Consider the following 20,357-nt stretch of genomic DNA (forward strand, 5'->3'; position numbering starts at 1 on the left):
CACCTCCCGGGCAAGGGAATATGCTTGCCCGCTCCTTCAGAGCGCGGTGACATTGCTAACCGGATTAATTTCGCTGACCCCCGGTTCGGGTGTTGAACAGTCGGGCAAACTTACGCATATGTTTTCTCGAGAGGCAATAATTAATTTACAAAATTAAGAAAGAAGATCCGTGAAGCTCAAGGGTGACCCGAGCACGACTCGGGCGATGAACCGCAGACTGATCCTCAATCTCTTGCGGCAGGAAGGAGCGCGCAGCCGGGCCGACATAGCGTCCGTTACCGGCCTTAGTCCGGCAGCGGTCACCTTCGTCGTGGCCGACCTCATCGAGGATGGCCTGCTGATCGAAGGCAAGACAGTCGTGGGCTCGGCTGGGCGCCGCCCTATCCCGGTGGATATCAACTATGCCAACGGCCTTGCCATAGGTTTCAAGCTGATGGTCGGATCGGTCGAATGCGTGGTCACCGATCTTGCGACCAATCCGCTGGGCTCTCTGCGCGTCAAGCTCTCGGACAGCGATCCCGACCATATCATAGCGACCTTGGCCAAGGCGGTACCGGAGCTGATTTCCATTGTCGATCGGCCCGCTGCCAAGCTTGCCGGGATCGGCATTTCAATGCCTGGGGTCATAGACAACCAGAAGGCTGTGTGTATCCGCAGCAATCGCTACAACTGGGACAACGTTCCCCTTGGCCCGATGCTGGCCGAACTGGTAGACGTCCCCGTGTGGCTTGAGGACGACACCAATGCCTATGCCATTGCCCAGCAACTCTTCGGCCTCGGACGCCAGCACCGCCATATGGCAGTGCTGGCGATCGGCGTCGGAATCGGCTGCGCGCTCGTCTTCGATGGCAAACTCTATCGCGGCGCGAACGGTGCCGCCGGCAAGTTCGGCCACAGCTCTTATGAGGAGAACGGCCGCCTTTGCGAGTGCGGAAAACGCGGCTGCCTGATGGCCTATTACGCCGAGCCGGCGATCCTGCGCACCTGGCGCGAAGCCACCGGGCACAACGAAACCGATAGCAAAGTCAGCCTTATGGCAGCCTTGGCAGACCGCGAACCGCGAGCCGTCGCCATTCTCGAAGAAGCCGGACGTGGCATCGGCCGGCATCTCGCCAACCTTGTCAACATCACCGACCCGGAGGTCATTGTCGTCGGCGGTGAAGCCGTGTCGTTTGGCGATGCGCTGTTTGGCCCAATGCGGCTGACGCTTGGGAAAAATACCTTTCGCGCGGCACCACCAATGCTGCTGGACTGGGAGGACAATTCCTGGGCAAGGGGAGCGGCTGCTCTCGTAACGCAGAAGCTCTTTGATTTCGAAACATCTGCCGGCAACGCCGCGCCGCTTTCAAAGCGGGCTCTATGGTCGGCATAGGCGAGTGAAATAGACAGCCCTGCGCGTCAGGCTGCCCGAACGCTGCGCGCTCCACGTGCCCATGCCGGCAACCAGTCGCCATGCGCAACCTGCAAATCATCGACCAGCGACCATATCTGGTCGAGGTCGAGCTCAGCCGCCGTGTGCGGGTCCATCATCGCCGCGTGGTAGATGTGCTCGCGGTTCTCGGTCATCAGCGCCTGGACCGTCAGCTCCTGGACGTTGATATTGGTGCGGATCAGCGCGGTGAGCTGCACCGGCAGGTCGCCAATGAACGTGGGTTGAATGCCGGAGGCGTCGACGAGGCATGGCACCTCGGCCGCGCAATTATACGGCAATGACGTGATGCAGCCATTGTTGCGGACGTTGCCGTAGATCACCGACGGCTCACCGGTCCAGACCGAGTTCATGATCGAGGACGCATATTCCTTCGACTGCTCCACTTCGATCTTGTCAGCCGAGCGATAGGCTTCCGCTTGCCCCTTCCAGCGTTCGATCTGCTCGATGCAGCGCTTCGGGTATTCGTCGAGCGGGATACTGAATTTCTCGATCAGATCCTCGCGCCCGTCCTTGATGAAATAGGGCGTGTATTCCGCGAAATGTTCGGAGCTCTCGGTGACGAAGTAACCGAGGCGCTTCAGCATCTCGTAGCGCACCTTGTTCGGGCAGCGCGGATTCCATCCAGGCTTCGGCGCCCGCCCTTCGCTGTAGGCGCGCAGCAGATCCGGATAGAGATTGCGGTAGGAGCCGTCCGGCTGGCGATGCTCGAACTTCAGGTAGAAGGCCATGTGATTGATGCCGGCCGAGCGGTAGCGAATCTCCTCGTAGGGAATGTCGAGATCATGCGCCAGTTCCATCGCCGTGCCTTGCACCGAATGGCAGAGGCCGACCTGCTTGATGTCAGGGTATTTCTCCGCGATCGCCCAGGTGTTGATCGCCATCGGGTTGACATATTGCAGCATGATCGCCTGCGGGCAGACCGCGAGCATGTCCTCGCAGATCTTCCAGAGATGCGGCACGGTTCTCAAGCCACGCATGATGCCGCCGACACCGAGCGTATCGGCGATGGTCTGGCGCAGCCCGTATTTCTTCGGAACTTCGAAATCAGTTACCGTGCAGGGCTCGTAGCCGCCGATCTGGAAGGCGACGACGACGAAATCGGCGCCCGCCAGCGCCTTGCGCTGGTCCGAATAGGTTTCGGCTTTGGCCTTTACGCCAAGCGTCGAGATCAGCTTGCCGACGACGATTGCGCTTTCCTCGAGCCGTTGCGGATTGATGTCCATCAGCGCGATCGTCGAGCCGGATAAAGCCGGACGCTGCAATATGTCGCCGACGATGTTCCTCATGAACACCGTCGAGCCAGCTCCGATGAAAGCGACCTTGGGATTTCTTGCCACAACAACCTCCGGCATAAGCAATTAGGCTACCTCGAAAGCGGCTTTGACCAGCCGTTCGGTGTAAGCGGTCTTGGGATGGGACAGGACTTCGTCGACCGGCCCCTCTTCGACGATCTTGCCGTGCTGCATGACGATGACGCGGTGGCACAGCGCCCGCACGATCTTGAGGTCGTGCGAGATGAAGATGTAGCTCAGGCCCCGTTCGCGCTGCAGCTTGCGCAACAATTCGATGATCTGCGCCTGGACCGAGAGATCCAGCGCCGATGTCGGCTCGTCGAGTACGATGAATTCCGGTTCGAGCGCGACGGCGCGGGCAATCGCAATACGCTGGCGCTGGCCGCCGGAAAACTCGTGCGGGAAGCGCGACAGGATATCGCCGGGCATGCCGGCGCTGATCAGCGCCTCGCGCACCCGCTCGATCCGATCGTTCCTGGTGGCGCCCATGCGGTTGACGACCAGCCCTTCCTCGATGATCTGGCCGATCGTCATGCGCGGGTTGAGCGACGAGAACGGATCCTGGAAGACGACCTGCATGCGCGACCGCAACGGCCGCATCTGCGCCCGCGAACAGCCATGGATCGGCTGGCTATCGAAATAGATCTCACCGCTGTCCGTGGTGTTGAGCCTGAGCAACGCCTCGCCGAAGGTGGTCTTGCCCGATCCGGATTCGCCAACGAGACCCAGCGTCTCGTGCCGTCGAAGGGTCAGGCTGAGGCTGTCGACGGCAACGAGTTCGCGCAGGTCCGGCCTCATGAACGTGCCATGCCGCAGCATGAAGGAGACGCGCACATTCCTAGCTTCAAGAATAACGTCGGCGCCTTCCGGCAACGGATTTGCCTGGCCGCGCGGCTCGGAGGCAAGCAGGTGACAGGTGTAGGGATGCTGTGGATTGGTGAACAGCTTCTCCGTCACATTGTGCTCGCGCATCTCCCCATGCTGCATGACGTAGACATAGTCGGAGAACTGCCGCACCACGGTCAGGTCATGCGTGATCAGGATCACCGCCATGCGCAGTTTCTTCTGCAGGTTTCGGATGAGATTGAGGATCTGCGCCTGAACCGTGACGTCGAGCGCCGTCGTCGGCTCATCGGCGATCAGCACATCGGGATCGTTGGCCAGCGCCATGGCGATCATCACACGCTGGCGTTGGCCGCCGGAAAGCTGGTGCGGGTATTGTTTCAGCCGCGCCTGGGGCTCAGGAATCTGTACCTGCTGCAGCAGCTCGAGCGCTCTTGCTTCGGCCTGCCTGCGGCTCATCTTGCGATGCACCCGTATCGCCTCGACGATCTGGCTGCCGATCGTGTAGATCGGGTTAAGCGAACTCATCGGCTCCTGAAAGATCATCGAAATGCGGTCGCCGCGCAGTTTGCGCCGCGCACGCTCAGAAAATTTCAGGATGTTCGCCCCGTTGTATTCGACAGTCGATTTCGGCGACACGACTGCGCGCTTCGACAACAGTCCCATGACGGTGCGCGCCGTCACCGACTTGCCCGATCCCGACTCGCCGACAATGGCGATCGTCTCGCCGCGATAGAGCTGGAAGGAGATGTCCTTGACGGCTTCGATCATGCCGTGTTCGACCTTGAAATCGACGGCGATGTTGCGGGCATCAATGACCGGGTTTTCCGAACGGCCGTCATGGTCGAGCCGGACAGGCGGTGCGAAGGATTTGACGAGCGCGTGTTGCATCATGTCATGCTCAATAAGGATCGACCGCATCGCGCAGTCCATCGCCAAGCGCGTTGAACGCGAAGACGGTGACAAGCACGAAGCCGACCGGCGAAAGGATCCAGGGATAAGTGCCGATGACCGAATAGGTCGCGGTGTCTTGCAGCATCAGGCCCCAGGAGATCAGCGGCGGCTTCACCGCGAAGCCGAGAAAACCGAGGAAGGATTCGAGCAGGACGACGCTGGGGATCGCCAACGTGACCGCAACGATGACGTGGCTCATCACGTTTGGAAAAATATGCTGCATGATGATGCGGCCATCTGTGGCGCCGACCGCCATCGCCGCACGAACGTAGTCGATCCGCGCCAGTGCCAGGGTCTTGCCGCGCACTTCGCGCGACATCTGCGCCCAGCCGAGTGCCGACATGACGACGATCACGAAGGCCAGGAAGACATTCGTCGGCGCCGTCACCGGAACCAGCGAGGTCAGCGCCAGATAAAGCGGCAATTGCGGAAACGCGAGCACCAGTTCGACGAAGCGCTGGACCCAGACGTCGAATGTGCCGCCGAAATAGCCCGACACCATGCCGACCGTCGTGCCGATCACGGTGACGATGAAGACCACGGTCAATGCGATCATCAACGAGATGCGCGAACCATAGATCGCACGAGCCAGCACATCGCGACCGAATTTGTCGGTGCCAAGGAAGTGCACCGGCTGGCCGTCGGTCGAGCCGAAGAAGTGCCGGTTCGCGGGAAGCAGGCCGAGCAGTCTGTACTCCGCTCCCTTGACGAAGAAGCCGAGCAGCCGCGGATGGTCGTAGTCCGGCCCGACGACGGGTTGGAAGGTAACCGGGTCGAGGTCTTCCGAATCCGCCAGGGCATAGACGCGTGGCTGGAAGACGAAGTTGCCGTCCTTGTCATGGAAGCTCATCACCTGCGGCGGGGCGAAGCCGACATCGGTCACCTTGGGATCCATCGGTGAGAAGAAGTCGGCAAACACCGCCAGCAGCACCAGAAACGCGACCAGGATGAGTCCGGCCATGCCGGTCCAGGACCGTTTCAGGCGGCGCCAGACGAGTGCGATGTAACTCTCATTGCCGCGCGGCTTGATCTTGGCCGGTTCCTCGGCAATTGGCGGCAGCGAGGACTCGAAAGCAAGCATCTCAGGACCCTGCATATTGGCGCACACGCGGATCGAGCATGACGAGCAGCATGTCGGCGATGATGTTGCCGACGATCAGCGTCGCCGACAGCACCATCATGAATGTCGCCGTGACATAGACGTCGCCGACCGCCATCGAGCCAACGATCGCCGGGCCGACGGTCGGCAGGGCAAAGATGATCGCGGTCTCGATCTCGCCGGTCAGCATATAGGGCAGCACCACGCCCTGATACATGACCAGCGGATGCAGCGCATTGGGCACCGCATGGCGCATCACGACCGCACCGCCGCTAAGGCCCTTGGCGCGAGCGGTTTCGACATATTGCGCGTTCAGCGTGTCGAGCAGATTGCCGCGCATTACCCGCATGTTGTAGGCGAGCCCGCCGAAGGTGGCGATGGCGACAACCGGCCAGACATGCCGGACGAGATCGACGAACTTCGCCCAGGACCACGGCGCCCCGCCAAATTGCGGCGAAAAGAAGCTGCCGATCTCGGAAACGTTGAACTGGAAGACCAGCAGATAGACGATGATCAGCGCCATCAGGAAGCGCGGCACCGTCATGCCGAGGAAGGAAATCGCTGACAGCGTACTGTCGATCCAGCTGTACTGCCTGGTCGCCGCCCATATGCCGAAGGTGATACCGAGGACCGAGGCCAGCAGATGGCACACCAGCGCCAGGAGCAGCGTGCGCGGCAGGCGCTCGCCCACCACATCGGCCACCGGCTTATTGTAATAGAGGCTGTAGCCGAAATCGCCGCGGGTGATGATGCCGCCGATCCAGTTGAGATACTGGACGGGCAGCGGCTTATCGAGACCATGTTCTATCCGATAGGCCTTGGCCTGCGCGTCGGCCTCGGCGAATGAGGCCCCGCCCTGATTGATCAACTGCGAGCGGATGTAGTCGGCATAGTCGCCCGGCGGCGCCTGGATGATGGCGAAGGTGACCAGGCTCAGAATGGCGAGGACCGGGATCGCCGACGCTATGCGCGTGAGCAGGAATCGCAACATCGGTCGGTCCGCTTCCTTGTCTGGCCGGTCGCTCTCTTTGAGCGTACGGAGGTTTGCTTTGTCCGGCCGCGCCAACTGGCGCGGCCGGAGTTCTCAGTCAGGGGAGGTAAACCTAGTTCATCGGGCCCTTGTCTCCGGGCTTGCCGGGAAGCTCTTCGGGGAACAGCTCGTACTTGGCCTGCTTGTCGGCAGCGACAAAGACCCGCTCGCGGACGATCGAATCCTCGGCCCAGTTGAACATGAAGATCGGCGTGCCCTGCGGGATGTTGGAGAAGCGTTTGTTGATGATCAGCGCACCGGGATATTCCGTCAGGCCGACATTGTAGACGTGCTCGGTCGAGATCTTCTGGAAATCTCTCATCAGGCTGGCGCGCTCGTCATTGTCCGCGGACGAGACAAATTTGTTGATGATGTCGACGAGGTCCTTCTCGAAAGGCATCATATCGACCTCGCCGTTTTCCGGCGCACGATGGTCCCAGCTGGTTCGTGGACCGACCGGGGCCAGTTGATCGGTATTCTGGACGACGGAAGTCAGCTCCTGATCGTTGCGCCGTACCAGCCAGTCGAAGCGGCCGGAGTATTGCGAGGCATCGCGCTGGGTGCCGTTGAGTCCGTTCAGCACGATCCGCAGCCCTAGCTTTTCCATCTGGGCGACTACACCTTCGGCAAGGCTCTTGTCGGTGGTGTAGTCGTTGTTGACGAGCATCACGATCTCGACATTCTTGCCGCCGGCGGTACCTGCAGGAAAATTGACGAAGCCGTCGCCGTCCGTGTCCTTCAGGCCTGCCTTGGCGAGTTCCGCCTTGGCGCCTTCGAGATCGAAGGGGTAGTAGACCGTCGACTTCCGGTCGTAGAAGCTCGTGCCCGAGGATAAGCCGCCCGGATAGATGGCAGTGAACGGACCCTTGACCAACGAGTCGCCGAGCGCCTTGCGGTTGAGCGCCATGGTGACGCCCTTGCGGAAGTCCTCGTTGCGGTTCAGCTCGCGTATCGCCTGTCCGCGCTCGTCGGGGTTGCCCCAGCCATTGGCTGAGAAATTCATGCGCAGATTATAGCCGATCAGCCGCGCGCCGAACGCAAGCCGTGCCGGTGCGTCCTTTTGCGCCGCGCGCTTCAGCGAGGCGACGAAGTTCTCCGGCTGCTCCAGATTGGAGAAGTCGCCGGCTCCCGCGACGGCCTGAACGTCGCGGTCGGCCCAGGTCGACAATTTGTAGTGCAGTTCATTGAGATACGGCAGCTGGTTGCCCTTCTCGTCGACCTTCCAATAGTACGGATTGCGACGCATGACGATGATGTCGTCGGGGCGGTATGCCACCGGCACCCAGGCACCCATCACCGGCATGTTCATATATTCCGGCGGGAACGCGTTCTTGAACTGCTCGTAGGTGTTCTTCGAATATTTCGGATGCTGCGGCTTGAGGATATGCGACGGGCCCGGACAGAAGGTGCCGTAAGCCATGGCGTAAAGGTATTGTTTCGGAAAGGCGTCCTTGAACGTCCACTCGACGGTGTAGTCGTCGATTTTCTTCAACGTCGTGCCGACGCCGAAGGTCTCCTGCGTCGCGCCGTTCAGCGGCGACACATTGGGGTCGATCACCTCGTCGTCCCAGTAGAACATCACATCGTCGGCGTTGAACGGAACGCCGTCCGACCATTTCGCGCCCTCGACCAGATGCATCGTCAGCGTATGGCCGTCCTTGGACCAGTCCCAGCTCCTGGCGAGGTTCGGCAGCGGCTCCGTGTCCTTGGCCTCGACCTGGAACAGCGGCGCGGTGCGCGTCAGGCATTCGGAAAGGCCGATGTCGATGCCGCCCCAGCCTTGCGTCTGGCCGGCGCCATAGTTCCAACCCTCCGGCCGGCCGCCGATGACATGACGCATCGTATCGCCGTAGACACCGACGCCGTCCGGCATATTGCCGGTCTTGAAGACCAGCGGCTCCTTCGGCAGCCGGTCCTTGACCGGCGGCAGCTTGCCTGCCTTGACGTATTTGTCGGTGACCCAATCGGGTTCGTGGTATTCCGGAAGTGCCTTGAACTCCAGGATGGAGTCGCGCGCGACGTATTTGATCTTTCCCTCGGCGGGAAATTGCGCAGGCACCGGCGGCACGGTCGGCTCGGATGCATACGCGCTCAGCGCCGAGGCCGAGACGCTAAGCGCCAGCCCGGCGAGAATGCCAATGTTTCGAAAATTCCTCATCGTCTCTCCTCCCTGTTGTTCAGGAGCGCGTTGACGCCGCTCCATTTCTCCTCGAACGAATGTACAGACGGGTGCGGAAAATCCTCCCGAAAGCTTGCCGCGATCCGTTCTGGCGAAATTCAGACGGCCTGCTTGAGAGCCGTTTTTTCCGCACGCAATTCCTCGATCGAACGGACGTCGCGCCTTGCCGCACCGGCCCATTCGCGGGTCTTGATCCTGGATTTCGAAAGCCGTTCCTTCGCGGCCGGCACCGCATCGGCATATTGCGGCAGCCAGCGAGCCTGGGCGACGACCATTTCGTCCACCATTTGCCAAACCTCTTCCGGCGTCGAAACCGCGCCGACCAGCGGGTCGTGCAGGACCGCGAGCTTCAGCAGGTCGATATCGCCGGAGATCGCCGCATGAACCGACATGCGCTGGACGTTGATCGAGGAAATGCAAGTGGCGGCGCAGGCCTCCGGCAGCGTGATGCCGGAGGCCATGTTGATACCGAAGCGGTCGACGAAGCCGGGCGACTCGACGATCGCGTCCTGCGGCAGGTTGGTGATGATGCCGTTGTTCTTGACGTTGAAATGGCCGCGATAAACGCGGTTCGTCTCCAGCGCCTCGAGAATGTGGCTGGCATGCTCGTTGGAGCGCTTGGCGGGGTCTATCGGCCTGGCGGCGGATTCCAGAAATTGCGGGAACTCCGTTTCGAACCAGTTGCGTGTTTCGGTCGAATAACGAAGGTAGCCGCCGGTCTCGCCGTGGATCCAGTCGGACATGTCGATCCAGCGGGTGATTTCGTCCGGCCGCTTGCGATACCAGGGCAGGTATTCGGAAAGATGGCCGTTGCTTTCGGTCGAATAGACGCCGAAGCGCTTCAGGACATCGATGCGCAGCTTTTCCTGCTGCGAATAGACCGGGTGCGCCTCGAAGGCGGCAACCAGTTCGTCCTTACCGATCTTGCGGCCGTTGAGACGCAGGTCGATGAACCAGGTCTGGTGATTGATGCCGGAGCAGACGTAGTCGAGCTCGGTGCGCGACTTGGCGCCGAGCACTTCGGCGATCTGGTCGGCGCCATGCTGGACGCCGTGGCAGAGGCCGACGGTATCGACCCTGCCATATTCGATCGCCGCCCAGGTGTTCATGGCCATCGGATTGGCGTAGTTCAGGAATTTCGCCCCAGGCTCGGCGACTTCGAGGATATCCTTGCAGAAATCGAGGATCACCGGAATGTTGCGCTGGCCATAGAGGATGCCGCCGGCGCAGATCGTGTCGCCGACGCACTGGTCGATGCCATACTTCAAGGGAATGCGGATGTCGTCCGCATAGGCTTCGAGACCGCCGACGCGAACGCAGCTGATGATGTAGCGGGCACCCTCGAGGGCAGCACGGCGGTCTGTCGTTGCCGTAACCTTGGTCGGCAGCCTGTTGAATTCGACGACCCTGTCGAGGATCGACTTGATCATCTGGAGGTTGCGCTCGCTGAGATCGGTCAATGCGAATTCGACATCCCTGAATTCAGGAACGCACAAAATGTCGGTGAAGAGCTTCTTGGTGAACCCGACGCTTCCCGCACCGATGATAGCGATCTTGAAACTCATCAGCCTCACCTCGACCTGATCGAACACTAGGGCAAAGGCGGCGAAAAGAGGCCTAGCCCGCCTGCCACGCTATGCAGGCTGGAATCCGGCACTTCCTCCCATCCGCTCTTTGACCGCGGTTTCTTTTGCTTTTCTCGAGGGATTATGCGCCTTATTCGGCAAGCGACCAGAGAAGGATTATGCTTTTAGGGGTAATTTTGTGCTGCGGAACTTGATCGACATCGGGCCGGCGGGCAGGACGGTATCGCTGCCGCGCGGGCGCCAGCGCCTACACACTATGCCGACAAGCACCGGCTATGAAGTGCGCGAGAACGAGGTCTACGACTGGGATGGGCGCAAGCGCGGCCTGACGCCGTTTACCGTGCTCCAGCATACGATCAGCGGCACCGGCCGATTGCGCTACGAGAACCGGAACTACCGCCTGCAAAAGGGCGACACTTTGCTGGTTCTCGTGCCGCACAACCACCGTTACTGGCTGGCCAAGGGCGAACGCTGGGAGTTCTTCTGGATATCGATGAACGGCGAGGAGGCACTGCGCATCCACAAGTCGATCCTTGCCGCCGTCGGTCCGGTGCTGCGGCTGCAGCCCTCGACGATCGATCATCTGGCTGATTGCAGTGTGCGCCTGATCACGGGCGCGGTCTCGCCGGGAGCCGCCTCGGCCGTCGCCTATGAAGCAGCCATGGCGCTCTACGACGATGTCTTCGGCTCGCATGCCGTCACCGACGACAAGAGCGCCATGCAGACGGTCATCGATCACATCAGGGCCAATCTCGACAGGCCGCTCCGCGTTGCCGATCTCGCTGAGATCAGCGGCCTGAGCCGCGCGCATTTCTCGCGCTGCTTCGCCGAGAGCGAGGGACTTCCGCCCGCCGAATTCGTGCTGCAGCAGCGACTGCAGCGCGCGGCGAAGTTGCTGACGAAGGCCGATTTCCTGCCGGTCAAGGAAGTCGCCATCATGTGCGGCTTTGAGGATGCCAATTATTTTTCGAAGGTCTTCCGCCGCCTCTACGGCATCAACCCGACGCAGTTCCGCACCAACGGGATGTATGCCAGCCTGGGAACCGCCCGATAGCCCGATAGATTGGCACCGCGCTTGGCATCGGGTGCGGGAACGCTTTTGCTTCCCCTTGGTTTAGGACAAGAGAGCCTGCTCGCCGCTGCCGCACCCCCGCTCTGGCGGAGATCAGGCCACAGATGTCAGGGGAGTGATCGATGAACAACCCCGATCCGAACAACCCGAATCCACTGCCGGACAATCCCAATCCGGAGCCGGCCCGGCCGCCTGCCCCGCCGGAGACTCCGCCGGGAGAACCTCCAGGCGTACCCCCGCCCTCGCCGGATCCAATTCCGACGCCGGACCAGGAGCCGATCGGAGTTCCTCCCGGCACGCCTTCCGAAATTCCTTCGGAACCGACCTTTCCCGGGCCGACCGCCTGAAGGGCGGTCGGGTGGAGGATGGCAAGGGTGATTTCGGCGAAGCGCTCGAAACGGGTCTTGCCATGGAACGTTTTGCGCTGGCGCTCATTCACCCTTTCATCATGGAAACCCGCGGCGGGCCCTGCAACCAAGGGAGGTTAAAATGAAAGTTAGCAACTGCATGACAAAGGACGTCGAGATCGCCAGTCCGCAGCAAACCCTGCGCGATGCGGCAGAAATGATGGGTCGCCTCGACGCCGGCGCAATGCCGGTGGGCGAGAACGATCGGCTTGTCGGCATGGTAACGGATCGCGACATCGCAATCCGCGGCGTCGCCCAAGGCAAGACACCTGACGCCAAGGTACGGGAAGTGATGAGCACCGAGGTCAGGTATTGCTTCGAAGACGAAGACGCGGAGGATGTTCTGCGTAACATGGCTGACCTGAAAGTGCGCCGCTTGCCGGTGCTGAACCGCGACAAGCGCCTGGTCGGCATCGTTTCGCTGGGCGACCTCGCCACCAACAGCGAAACGGCGACAGCAGGTGAAGCGCTGAGCGGCATCTCGCAACCCGGCGGCGAGCACTCGCAAACGATACACTGACGGCGCACCACCGGCCGGCCTTTGCTAGATCGAACCGCCGGCTGGATAGACGCCGGCCTGCCGGCGAAACTGTTCAGAGCGAACTGGACTGCAACCCGACGAGGAGCAAGCCATGATTACGATGAAGGCCGTCCGTATCCACGATTTTGGTGGACCGGAGGTTCTTTCGCTGGACGCGGTTCCGTTGCCTCAGCCGCATGACGACGAGGTCACGCTCAAGGTCTACGCGGCAAGCGTCAATCCCGTCGACTACAAGGTTCGCGAGGGCTCTTCGGGCGCGGATCTGCCCGTCACGCTCGGCCGCGACGTATCCGGCGTGGTGGAACTGTGCGGCACGCGGGCCCATATGCTGAAGAAGGGCGATCCACTATATGCCATGCTCGGCAACGACCGCGGCGGCAACGCCGAATATGTCGTCGTCAAGGCAACGGAGGCGGCAGCGAAACCGCAACGCTTAAGCCACGCCGAAGCCGCCGCCGTGCCACTTGCGGGCCTTACCGCGTGGCAAGGCCTTTTCGATCACGGCGGCCTCAAATCCGGGCAGCGGGTCCTTATCCATGGCGGCGCCGGCGGCGTCGGTCATCTGGCGGTGCAGTTCGCAAAGGCCGCGGGCGCGTTTGTCGCGACGACCGTGTCCGCGCAGGATTTCGAGTTCGTCCGCGCGCTTGGTGCCGACCAGGCGGTCGATTACAAGAACCAGCGCTTCGAGGAGCTTGTCGAGGACGTCGACCTCGTCTTCGACCTGGTAGCGGGTGAAACACAGGACCGCTCGTGGGACGTGCTCAAGCCCGGCGGGACGCTCGTCTCAACGCTTTCCGAACCGTCGGCGGAGAAGGCCCGCCTGCATCGGGCTCGCGGCGTTTCCTATTTGACCAAGCCGAACGCGGCGCAGCTTGCCGAGATCAGCCGCCTCATCGACGCCGGGAAGGTCAGGCCATTCGTGCAGGCAATCTATCCTCTTGAGGAAGTCGCCAGGGCCGAGGAACAGCTCGAGAAGCAGCACACGCGCGGCAAGATTGTGCTTCAGGTAGCTGCCTGAGCACTCGCCGAACAACAGGCCGCAGGCCAGTTTGCGGAGTGCTCGGACACAGGCCGTTTTCTGCTGTCCAGAAGCCCGGCGGCCGAGAGTTTGACACAGGACGGCGCGCCGGGCCTGGCCGGCTTAGGCAGATGCCGGCTGAAGCAGCATGCGCCGGGTTTGCCGGGATGCGCAAATCAAACAAATCAAGGAGATGCAACGGATCGTGAGGCACGTCGCGACGACACCTTCGCACCGCCGCCGTCAGTTAACTGCGAAGCGCAGGACACAGCGTTTGCCGACAGGCGAGCCAGGTTCCTACCGGCCGCAAGCCGCAAAAACCGCTTCAAACTGTCGGAAACCGGCGATAGGTTCGAACCATGTCTCAACCCGCCAATCCGATCTCCATTGCCCGTCGCGATCAGATGTTTCCAGTGCTGGCTGAGGCGGACCTGGACCGCATGGGCCGTTTCGGCGAAGCCGTGTCCTATGCTGCAGGCGAACAGATCGTCAAAGCCGGCGAGCTGGCGCCCGGTCTGATCGTGGTCCTGTCCGGCAAGGTGGATATCATCCGGGGCGGCAGCTTCGGCCGGCGCGAAACAATTGTCACGCACGGTGCAGGCAATTTCGTCGGCGAGTTGGCGCAGCTTTCAGCCCGACCCTCGCTGGTGGATGTGGAGGCGGTCGAGCCGGTCGAGGCGCTCGTCATCCCCTCGCAAAGGCTGAGGGACCTGATGGTGCAGGAAGCAAACCTCGGCGAGCGCATCATGCGGGCGCTGATCCTGCGCCGTGTCGGCCTGCTCGAGAGCGGCACAGCCGGCCCGATCATTGTCGGACCGGTCGACAGCGGCGACGTTTTGAGGCTGCAAGGTTTTCTGGCTCGCAGCGGTCAGCCGCATCGCGTTCTCGATTCGGCTGCCGATCCCTGCGCCAGGACCCTGATCGAACGCTTCCATGTCGATATCCACCATTTGCCGATCGTGCTCTGTCCGAACGGCAAGCTGCTGCTCAATCCCGGAGAGAACGAGCTTGCCCGCTGCATCGGCCTGGTGAGGCCGATCGACGCCGGCAAGCTGTACGACGTGGCCATTGTCGGCGCCGGACCGGCCGGCCTCGCGGCGGCCGTCTACGCGGCTTCCGAAGGGTTGTCGACGATCGTGCTCGATTGCCGTGCCTTCGGCGGACAGGCGGGTGCCTCCTCGCGCATCGAGAACTACCTGGGTTTTCCGACCGGCATTTCGGGAATGGCGCTGATGGCGCGCGCTTACAACCAGGCGCAGAAATTCGGCGTCGAGATGGTGATACCGGACGAGGCGAAGCTGCTGGGCAGCGCAAGCGACACGTCCGGTGCCCACTACACGCTCGCCGTCGGCGGCGGGGAGACCGTGCGGGCACGGTCGGTGGTGATCGCCAGCGGAGCGCGCTATCGCCGCCTCGACATGGCAAACCTGGCGCAATTCGAGGGAACCTCCGTGCATTACTGGGCTTCGCCGATCGAAGCGCGGCTTTGCGCCGGGCAAGAGGTAGCCCTGGTCGGCGTCGGCAATTCGGCTGGCCAGGCTGCCGTCTACCTGGCGGCGCATGTGAAGAAGGTATGGCTGCTGGCGCGCGGCAGCAGCCTCGATGCGAGCATGTCGCGCTATCTGGTGGAGCGCGTCAGGGCACAGCCGAACATCGAAGTGCTGGCTGAGACGCAGATTGCGGCACTGGAAGGCGACGACGGCAATCTTAGCAAAGTGCGCTGGCGCAACCGCGACACCGAGACAGCACGTCCGATCCGCCACCTCTTCCTGTTCATCGGCGCCGTTCCGAACACCGACTGGCTGGCGCAATGCGGCGTGGCGTTGGACGCGAAGGGCTTCGTTCGCACCGGGCCTGACATTGGCCAGGAACGTGGTGCACTGGAGACGAACCGCGGTGGGGTGTTCGCCATCGGCGACGTGCGCTCCGGGTCGATCAAGCGCGTGGCCGCTGCCGTCGGCGAAGGCGCCCAGGTGGTTGCAGCGCTGCATGCATATCTGGCGCGAAACGGCAGTCTCGCCGTGGCGCCACAACTGGTCAGGAGCGTATGATGGCAGACGAATGCAGGCACGCCGGGGACATTCGCGACGTGACGCCGAGCACGCTCGGCTGCGAGGAATGCCTGAAGAGCGGTTCGCAGTGGGTGCATCTGCGGCTCTGCCGCACATGCGGCCATGTCGGCTGCTGCGACGACTCGCCCAACCGTCATGCCACCAAGCATTTTCGGGCAACCGGCCATCCTGTCATCGAAGGCTACGATCCGCCGGAAGGTTGGGGATGGTGCTACATCGACGAAATCTTCCTCGATCTCGGCGACCGCACCACGCCGCAAAACGGTCCGATACCGCGCTTCATTTGAGCTTTTTGCGAGTGGGCCGCTACAGCAATTCCAGGAAAAGTGTGAACGGTTTTCGTCCGGAATTGCGTCAAAACAAAAGATGGAGCTGTTCGGCGTTTCCGTGAAACGATGGACCGTTCTAGTCCAAGGCTGCTTCGGCTTGAGTGGGCGTATCGCGTCCCTCTGGTGGTGCCGATGAACGCTCGCGCATATGCCTGACGGTCTGGAGGACACGATCGGCAAGAGATGCAAGCGCACCCTGTGCCGTGCGCGTCCCGATGACGGATTCCAACGTAACCGACTGCGTTGAGAATTTGTGTTTGAACGACTCTGCGCCACAGAGGAAATCGACCATGCTCAAGCCGTGATCGATCGACCACTGCACGTAATCCATCAACAGGATCACACCTGGCGACGCCCGGCCGAAATCCGGATCGAACGTCGTCACGAAGGCCATCATCATGTCGTGCTGGACGAAGTTGATCGACACCGCGACCATCACGCCATTGCATTCGAGGACGAAGATATGCAGCACGCCGGCGCGCGCCAACGCATCGACGAGCGCGGCGAGTACCGGCACGCCCTCTTCGAAGAGGTCTGATTCACGCATGCGCTCGGTCAGCCATTTCCGCTTCAAGGCCGCGAGGCGCTCCAGTACCGGTTGCAGCGGCTCGTCGGGCGCAAGCAGGCGAAATCTCACCTCTCCGGTTTCTTCCAGCGCCTTGATGCCGCGCCGATAGTTCTGGCGCGTCTTTTTCGACTGGTCCGCCAACCATGCCGCTCCGCTTTCCCATTGTCCGGCAACGCGATAGCTGACTTCCGTTCGGTGAAACGGACGAAGCCTGATGCCGCCGGAAGCTCCCGGCGTGAAAATTTTGCGGGCCGCCGCATCCGGTGAGAGACGATTGATCAAGGCAAGGTCGAAGCCGCCGGCATCGCAGAGTTGGGTCCATAGCTCCTGCAGCGCCGATAACGAGCATTCCGGAGCAACGAGAATATCCCCATAGTCGGTATAGCTGCCGGCCGCCCATTCGAGAAACCGCAGCCCCCTGCGCCTGCCGATCGCCAGCGGAACGACAGCAACGAGTCTCTCGCCCTTCCAGACCAGGCCGATCCGCAACGCGCGCTGGTCACGGCGTTGTACGGTACTCCACCATGCCGAAATCCAGGCATGGCTTTGAAAGATCAGCCCGTCGGTACGATGCCAAAGCTCCATCCACGCGGCTTCGACCGCAGCCAGGCGATCCGCCGAACGGACGATTTCCAGGCGCTCCGCGCCTAGGACGTCGATGGAAACAGCGGTGTTCATGAAGGAGAACTGTCCTGTGGCTGCGCGACCACATTGGGCCGTCTGTGAAACAGTCGCATGACATGCCTTGCCATCTTCTTGAGCGGCAGGATGTAGAGCCCAAAGAGCGACTGGTAATCGCGCACATCGCGATCGACCAGGCCAAATTTCAGGTCTTCATCCGGCTCCGGGACAAATTGCGTTCCGAACAGACGATCCCAGAACGAAAAAAGCAGGCCGAAATTCTTGTCGTAATGACGAGGGTCGATGCTGTGATGCACCTGGTGCCAGTGCGGACACAGGATGATGTTGTTCAACGGGCCGAACGATATCTTGAGATGCGTATGGCGAACAAAGTCCATCATCAGGATGTTACGGATGACGTAGACGTTGATGCCGAAGATGGCGACCTCTACCGGATCGAGTGCGATCAGGCTCCAGATCCCGAAGCAGATGCCCGGGATGACGCCATCCCACATACGGTTCATCAGATCGTCCAGCGGATGAACCCGGTCCTTGGTGATCCCCACCATCACTTCGGCCGAATGATGTACCTTGTGCAATTCCCACAGGAACGGGAAACGGTGCTGGGCGACGTGGTAGAGGTAGTATGAAATATCATAGGCGACCAGCATGGTTGCGGTGAAGATGACGATCGTCACCGGTCCCGCCGGGCCGCCGAGAAGCGGCGCGTGGATGTTAAGGAGCCAGCCAATTGCCTCGCGTGTGCCATAGCCCACCGCGACGACGAAGGTGACGCCGGCAGGAATAAGCAGGAAAGGCATCATCGCCCGTTTCGTGATCCAGAACAGGGCGTCGGCTCGCGCCGACGGGTGCAGGATGACTTCCTGTGGGAAGGTGAAGTCGAAAAAGTCCCTGAGGGACTTATGTTCGGCAGTTCGCCAGTAGGCGATCACCGCGCTGCCCAGTGCGGTGAGGAGAAGCAGGCCGAGCGTGGTCAGATTGACGTTCGAAAGCTTTTCCACAATCGCTCTGGCAAATTCGGAAAACATTGATGCAGCGGCTCCTGGTCGTAAGAAGGCAGTCTGGGGTCGTAACAAGGCGATCTGGCGAATAGCAAAGCACAAAATTCCCGCCAAACTCGCTACGCCGCCTGCAACCAGTGGCTGTTGCGGGCGCAGCGGGCAAAGCAGGCTGGATGGTGCGAGACTAGCAGATCAACGGTAACGAAACCGCTAAATGTCCAAACGTAATTAATGTCGAATACGGCTGGAACTCGCCCGGCAACTCTACGTTGGCACCGGTTTTTGCTGTTGCGGCGGGTGAATTGGGGCAAGATGGATATCGATCCCGGCTTCGCCCACTTCACCGTGCCAGGCGATGCGTTCGGCTTGCTGTCTGGTGCCAAAACGCAGTGAAACCCAACCGCCTTGGCCCGGCATGTCACCGCCGGCGCCGATATCGAGCGCAGCATCAGGAAAGCGGATGGCCAACAGTACCTCGTCGCCGCGCAATACCGTAACCGTATCTTCGTGCCGGTCGGCATGGAGGCCGGCGGCCAGTTGGAAGACGATCTCGGACTGGCGCCTGCCGCCGAGCAGTTGGTCGGTGATGAGGATGCCATCGGCCTGGCGCGCCAAAGTGCGCTGATGCACGACGCCGAAGCGGCTTCTATAGCCGTCATGCCGGGCGCTCAGCCTCCAGTGCGGTCCCGGCTCGCTCTCCACCAGCGCTGCGACTGCCTTGTGCGACCAGTTGAAATTTCCAGCGATGGTGCTTTGGCTCTCGCCCTCGATGTTCAGCGTGTTGTGCGCCGGTGTGGAGCGGAACCAGTCGCGCCATGCGCCTCCCGAACCGTAGAGCCAGGTGCCGGGATCGACCAGCACCGGCTCATCGTCGATGCACAGGGTGAGCGACAGCGCGTCGGCATGGCCGTGCGCCGCTATCGAGAGATAGCCGAGCGGTCCATGGTCGAACGTCAGTTCGACATTGCGGCCATTCATTGCTCCGCGCCAGACGGAGAGCCCGCCTTGCGTGAATGTCTGCAAGCCATCCACCGCGGACGCCGGGCCTGACGGCGCACCAAAGAAAAGCGAACGAAAATCGTCAGGCTCCGGCGCGTTGCCCGGCGTCCCCAGGAAGCCGTGGATGGCGGCTGCGACGGATCGGATATAGTTCGGCTCGTCGCCCAGCTTCAGCACATGGCCCTCATCGTCGTCGCCGAAGCGGGCGGCTTTCTGTGGCAGCCAGCCGACGAAATTGGCGAAGGCGCCCAGACGCGCTTCGACGGCCGAGGGAAACGGCGTTCCCGCCTGGCGTGCCGCGGCGGCGCACAGCAAGATGAGTTCGGCGCTGAAGGCTGCATAGGTCGGCGTTTGCTCGGCTCCGGCGCCGTCGGCAAGAATCTGCTTGTGCGTCTCATTTAAGAGGGCGCTGCGGGCAATTTCGGATTCGGCCCCGAGCGCCAGGCCAACCAGATATTCGCCAGCCAACTCTGCGACGAGATGGTTGTTGGCGGAGGAATATCGCGACGGAAACCGCGGCAGCCAATAGGCGCTTGCCGCGAGTATCTCACCAGCTTTCCGCAGCGTCGCCGGGTCAAGCCGGTCACCGATAAGGTCCAGGGTGACGATCAGGCTGATGGCTCGCAGCGCTACTTCGATGCCGGAAGCCCAGCCAATGCCTCGGAACGGCGGATTGGCGGAATGCCAACTGCCGATTGCCGCCTCAATGGCACTCCGGGATCGATTGTCCTCGCTGAGGAGCAGGTGTGCAGCCAGTACTGGCAATTGCTGCAGCCGGTTGACCTCCCAGACATATTTTATATCGCCAAGGTCGCCGCCATCGCGAAAATCGATATCGAAAGTATGAGCCTCGGCGCCAGGCCAAAGCCTGCCAGTTACCGGATCAAGACGCCAAAGCTCAGCAGGAAACAAAAGATCGGGCTCACGCTTTGGCCATGTCCGCCCGAGTGCCGAAAACCGGCCATGAAGTGCCTCTTGCGCGGCCGCCGCTATGGCCTGCCGTTGAGCGTCGGTCGCTGCTAGCGCAGCATGGCGAAATCCGGGCAGCACTGGATGCAACTGCGGCGATGGATAGCGCTCCCACCCATCATCGCGACGGCGCGACGCGATCCTTCGACGTTGCTCGCCCAGCCGGTGCAACACCTCGGCCGGTCCCATGCTGCGCAATCGGTTGATGTACCAGCCGATTCTCATGCACGCCCCGTCAACGTTTCGGTCCTTGTATACCATGCCGTCGAAAAGCTGCGGGCCGGCAATCTTCTTTCCCGTTCGTTGCGGTTAATATCTCCCGCG

Annotated in this window: 16 protein-coding genes; 7 read left to right on the forward strand and 9 right to left on the reverse strand. The window is 61.6% G+C overall.

The features are described from left to right. The first annotated feature begins 169 nt into the window (after positions 1-169). Positions 170-1,372, forward strand: a complete 1,203-nt coding sequence (locus NKI59_RS10650; RefSeq protein WP_352704059.1) for an ROK family transcriptional regulator — start codon at positions 170-172, stop codon at positions 1,370-1,372. A gap of 26 nt (positions 1,373-1,398) precedes the next feature. Here the strand turns inward: NKI59_RS10650 and NKI59_RS10655 are convergent, their stop codons facing one another. The 6 genes from NKI59_RS10655 to NKI59_RS10680 form a co-directional block, all read right to left on the reverse strand. Beyond that, the gene (locus NKI59_RS10655) at positions 1,399-2,769 is read right to left on the reverse strand and encodes an alpha-glucosidase/alpha-galactosidase (RefSeq protein WP_352704061.1); all 1,371 of its coding nucleotides are present in this window, start codon (positions 2,767-2,769) and stop codon (positions 1,399-1,401) included. A gap of 21 nt (positions 2,770-2,790) precedes the next feature. Beyond that, positions 2,791-4,458, reverse strand: coding sequence for an ABC transporter ATP-binding protein (locus NKI59_RS10660; protein ID WP_352704267.1), 1,668 nt, complete (start codon positions 4,456-4,458; stop codon positions 2,791-2,793). 10 nt (positions 4,459-4,468) lie between these two features. Next, complete coding sequence (locus NKI59_RS10665) at positions 4,469-5,602, reverse strand: ABC transporter permease (protein WP_352704063.1); 1,134 nt, start codon at positions 5,600-5,602, stop codon at positions 4,469-4,471. Between the two features lies 1 nt (position 5,603). Continuing rightward, complete coding sequence (locus tag NKI59_RS10670) at positions 5,604-6,611, reverse strand: ABC transporter permease (protein WP_031211897.1); 1,008 nt, start codon at positions 6,609-6,611, stop codon at positions 5,604-5,606. 112 nt (positions 6,612-6,723) lie between these two features. After that, positions 6,724-8,808, reverse strand: a complete 2,085-nt coding sequence (locus NKI59_RS10675) for an ABC transporter substrate-binding protein (protein WP_352704065.1) — start codon at positions 8,806-8,808, stop codon at positions 6,724-6,726. Positions 8,809-8,927: 119 nt separating this feature from the next. Then, a complete protein-coding gene (locus tag NKI59_RS10680) occupies positions 8,928-10,394 on the reverse strand; it encodes an alpha-glucosidase/alpha-galactosidase (RefSeq protein ID WP_352449637.1) in 1,467 nt (488 codons plus the stop codon). 199 nt (positions 10,395-10,593) lie between these two features. Between NKI59_RS10680 and NKI59_RS10685 the strand changes: the two genes are divergently transcribed. The 6 genes from NKI59_RS10685 (at position 10,594) to NKI59_RS10710 (ending at position 15,812) form a co-directional block, all read left to right on the forward strand. Further along, positions 10,594-11,469 carry an AraC family ligand binding domain-containing protein gene (locus NKI59_RS10685; RefSeq protein WP_502901041.1) on the forward strand — a complete coding sequence of 292 codons (876 nt, stop codon included), beginning with the start codon at positions 10,594-10,596 and terminating at the stop codon, positions 11,467-11,469. 376 nt (positions 11,470-11,845) lie between these two features. Next, positions 11,846-11,980: a hypothetical protein gene (locus NKI59_RS10690; protein ID WP_352619868.1), complete on the forward strand. Its 135-nt coding sequence runs from the start codon at positions 11,846-11,848 to the stop codon at positions 11,978-11,980. Next, positions 11,977-12,414 (forward strand): CBS domain-containing protein, encoded by a 438-nt coding sequence (locus tag NKI59_RS10695; RefSeq protein ID WP_031211895.1) that lies wholly within the window; start codon positions 11,977-11,979, stop codon positions 12,412-12,414. Before NKI59_RS10690 ends, NKI59_RS10695 begins: the two co-directional genes overlap by 4 nt. Positions 12,415-12,526: 112 nt before the next feature. Further along, positions 12,527-13,453: an NADP-dependent oxidoreductase gene (locus NKI59_RS10700; RefSeq protein WP_352619869.1), complete on the forward strand. Its 927-nt coding sequence runs from the start codon at positions 12,527-12,529 to the stop codon at positions 13,451-13,453. Between the two features lie 359 nt (positions 13,454-13,812). Next, positions 13,813-15,504, forward strand: a complete 1,692-nt coding sequence (locus tag NKI59_RS10705) for an FAD-dependent oxidoreductase (protein ID WP_352704068.1) — start codon at positions 13,813-13,815, stop codon at positions 15,502-15,504. Continuing rightward, positions 15,501-15,812, forward strand: a complete 312-nt coding sequence (locus tag NKI59_RS10710; protein WP_352679224.1) for a UBP-type zinc finger domain-containing protein — start codon at positions 15,501-15,503, stop codon at positions 15,810-15,812. The genes NKI59_RS10705 and NKI59_RS10710 overlap by 4 nt, the downstream gene beginning before the upstream one ends. A 118-nt stretch (positions 15,813-15,930) precedes the next feature. Here the strand turns inward: NKI59_RS10710 and NKI59_RS10715 are convergent, their stop codons facing one another. The 3 genes from NKI59_RS10715 to NKI59_RS10725 all read right to left on the reverse strand — a co-directional run bounded on the left by NKI59_RS10715 (position 15,931) and on the right by NKI59_RS10725 (position 20,258). Continuing rightward, positions 15,931-17,100, reverse strand: a complete 1,170-nt coding sequence (locus NKI59_RS10715) for a GNAT family N-acetyltransferase (protein ID WP_352704070.1) — start codon at positions 17,098-17,100, stop codon at positions 15,931-15,933. Further along, complete coding sequence (locus NKI59_RS10720) at positions 17,097-18,092, reverse strand: sterol desaturase family protein (RefSeq protein WP_352704072.1); 996 nt, start codon at positions 18,090-18,092, stop codon at positions 17,097-17,099. Before NKI59_RS10720 ends, NKI59_RS10715 begins: the two co-directional genes overlap by 4 nt. Before the next feature lie 237 nt (positions 18,093-18,329). Beyond that, positions 18,330-20,258: a heparinase II/III family protein gene (locus NKI59_RS10725; RefSeq protein WP_352704074.1), complete on the reverse strand. Its 1,929-nt coding sequence runs from the start codon at positions 20,256-20,258 to the stop codon at positions 18,330-18,332. Positions 20,259-20,357 lie beyond the last annotated feature (99 nt).

The organism is Mesorhizobium sp. M0598, from assembly GCF_040320865.1.
GTDB lineage: Bacteria > Pseudomonadota > Alphaproteobacteria > Rhizobiales > Rhizobiaceae > Mesorhizobium.